This is a genomic window from Brachyspira pilosicoli (assembly GCF_019402445.1).
In the GTDB taxonomy this organism is placed as follows: domain Bacteria; phylum Spirochaetota; class Brachyspiria; order Brachyspirales; family Brachyspiraceae; genus Brachyspira; species Brachyspira pilosicoli_B.
Map to the genome: position 1 here is coordinate 1 of NZ_SRZM01000440.1, position 2,740 is coordinate 2,740.

Sequence of the window (2,740 nt, forward strand, 5' to 3'; positions counted from 1 at the left end):
AATATTGTTATAATTTTTATAATTAATGATATATAGATTGTTATAAAATAAAAAGATTAGTTTATATCAATAAATAAAGTATTTTAAAATATGTTTTTATATTTAAAAATAAAAGGAGATTTTTTATGAGAATGGATATATGTCTTTGTTCAGATGATAATTATGCAAAATATATGGCTACAACTATTGCTTCAATACTTTCTAATTCTAAAGAAAATGAAGAGTTATATTTTCATCTTATAATAGATAATGATTTTACAGATGATAGTAAAAAAAAGATTTTATCATTAAAAAAAATAAAAGATTGTGAAATAAAATTTTATACACCAGATGTAGAAAAATATAAAAAATGGTTTGAAGTATCTTTAGTAAAACATTTATCAGCAGCAACATTTTATAGACTTGATATACATAGATTAATACCAGATATTGATAAAGTATTATATTTAGATTCTGATATTATTGTTAGAGATAGTTTAAAAGAGTTTTTTGAAAAAGAGATTAATGATTATTATGCTTTATGTGTAAAAGAAAAAATGCATATTAATAATATTGAATTAAGAAAAAAATTAGAATTTGATAAAGATGATTTTTATTTTAATGCTGGTGTTTTAATGATTAATTTGAGTCTTTGGAGAGAAAATAAAATAGAAGATAAATTTATTGAGTATTGGAATAAAAACTATAATAATGCCCATGGAGATCAAGATTTATTAAATTTTTGCTTAAAGGGTAAAGTTTATGATATTGGAGATAATTGGAATTTTTTCCCATTAAAAGGACTTAATAATAAATTAACAGATGATGTTAAAATTATTCACTTTATAACTTTTAAACCTTGGGAATATTATAAAAAAATATCTTTTGAAGTAGATGAGTTTTGGAAGTATTATCAATTGACTCCATGGTTTTTAGAGAGACCTATAGATGCTATACAAACAATATTAGCACAAAAATATGGCGATTATGAAGATACTAAATTAAAAATTAATGATGTAAAGTTTTTAGGAATTTATCATAATAGAAATACTTTAGAGATAGTAATATTTTTTATAAAGATAAGAGTAGAGATGAGTTTTGAAAATATTAATAAAATAGCTTGGTGGATACCAATAAAAAAATTGAGAGAATCTTTTAGAAGAACTTTTGGTATTTGATATTTTTTATTAAAATATAATTATATTTGAATTGTGATATTATTATAAATAGCTTAAATGAAATATTTTAGAAATAGAAAATAAATGCTTAAAATATTAGAATAGTTTATGGAAAATAATATAGAGACACATCTTTTTAGTGATACAAATTTCTTTTTTGATAATAGCTATATATTAATACTAGGAAGTTTTCCTGTTCCGTTGTATACGCAAGAAGAAAAATTTAATTTGCTTGACGATGAAGAGAAAAATAACTCTTGGTATTATTCTAGTAAAAAAAGTGAGTTTTGGAAATTAATTGCCTATAGTTTTAATATTGATAATAAAGATTTTTTAGTTTCTAAAGAATTAAAGAAAAAACTTTTTTATGATAAAAGAATAGCTATAGCAGATGTGTTTTATAAATGCAAAAGAAAAAATAAAAATAGCTCTAAAGATACTGATTTAATTATAGTAGAATATAATAATTTAATTGTTGATATTATAAAAAAGATGAAGCTCATAATTTTTACAAGCAGATTTACTGAGAATAATTTTTTTAAAATATTAAATAATAATAAGGTAGAATATAGTTTAATTGAAAGTGAAGATAAAAATATTTTAACGCTCTCAAAAGAAATAATTAATGCCGTTCGTGAAAGATATGTTATTATAGAAAACAAAAAGATAAAAATAGCAACCATTACTTTAAAAATTAGCCCTATTAAGGGAGTGAGTCTTTATTCTACAAAGCAATTATTATTTAAACATTATTTAAATAACTAAAAATATATTATTATTTTTGCTTGAAGTTTTTTTATAAAGTAGTATATTTAAAAAGTATTCTATATTTAGGAGTTTTTAATATGTCAAAAATGAGAGTAGTTATAGCTTCATCAGAGGCTGTTCCTTTTATAAAGACAGGAGGTTTAGCAGATGTTGCTGGATCTTTACCAATATATTTAAAAAAGCTAGATGTAGAGGTTTCGGTTGTTATTCCAAAGTACAGAGATATTGATTTTAAGGGCTGTCATTTAGAAAATGTACTTCCTACTATGGGAGTATGGATGGGTACAGGTGAAGAGTGGTGCAGTGTTTTTAAGACTGTATATAATGGTATAGATTTTTATTTTATAGAGCATCATCATTTCTTTAGCAGAGAAGGTCTTTATCATGATAATGCTTTTAATGACTATCAGGATAATGCTTGGAGATTTGGATTTTTTTCAAGAGCAGTTCTTCAATTATGTAAGGATTTAAATTTAAAACCAGATGTAGTTCACGCTAATGATTGGCAAACAGCAGCAATACCAGCATATATAAAAACTTGGCACTGGAATGATGAAGTAGGTAAGGCGGCAAGCGTACTCACTATACATAATGCCAACTATCAAGGTATTTATAATGCAATAAGTACTTATAATTATTTAGGTTTAGGTTGGAATAATTTTAGCCCTGATACTTTTGAAGACCATGGCAATATTAATTTACTAAAGGGCGGAATATTTTTCTCTGATTTGGTTACAACAGTAAGTCCAACTTATGCAAGAGAAATAGCATCTCCTTATGGAGGTCATGGCATAGCACCTTATTTAAATAATAAA

General features: G+C 23.8%; 3 protein-coding genes. All 3 read left to right on the plus strand.

Annotated features, from left to right (window positions below):
* Positions 1-125: 125 nt before the first annotated feature.
* Positions 126-1,157 (plus strand): glycosyltransferase family 8 protein, encoded by a 1,032-nt coding sequence (locus E6A48_RS11720; RefSeq protein ID WP_219710484.1) that lies wholly within the window; start codon positions 126-128, stop codon positions 1,155-1,157.
* 108 nt (positions 1,158-1,265) lie between these two features.
* A complete protein-coding gene (locus E6A48_RS11725) occupies positions 1,266-1,922 on the plus strand; it encodes a uracil-DNA glycosylase family protein (protein ID WP_219710485.1) in 657 nt (218 codons plus the stop codon).
* Positions 1,923-2,002: 80 nt separating this feature from the next.
* Positions 2,003-2,740 (plus strand): glycogen synthase (locus E6A48_RS11730; protein ID WP_219710486.1); only part of this gene is annotated, 738 nt, incomplete at its 3' end.

Excerpts from the sequence above, each read along its gene's own strand:
- E6A48_RS11725 (WP_219710485.1), top strand. The coding sequence starts at position 1,266 with ATGGAAAATAATATAGAGACACATCTTTTTAGTGATACAAATTTCTTT.
- E6A48_RS11720 (WP_219710484.1), top strand. The coding sequence starts at position 126 with ATGAGAATGGATATATGTCTTTGTTCAGATGATAATTATGCAAAATAT.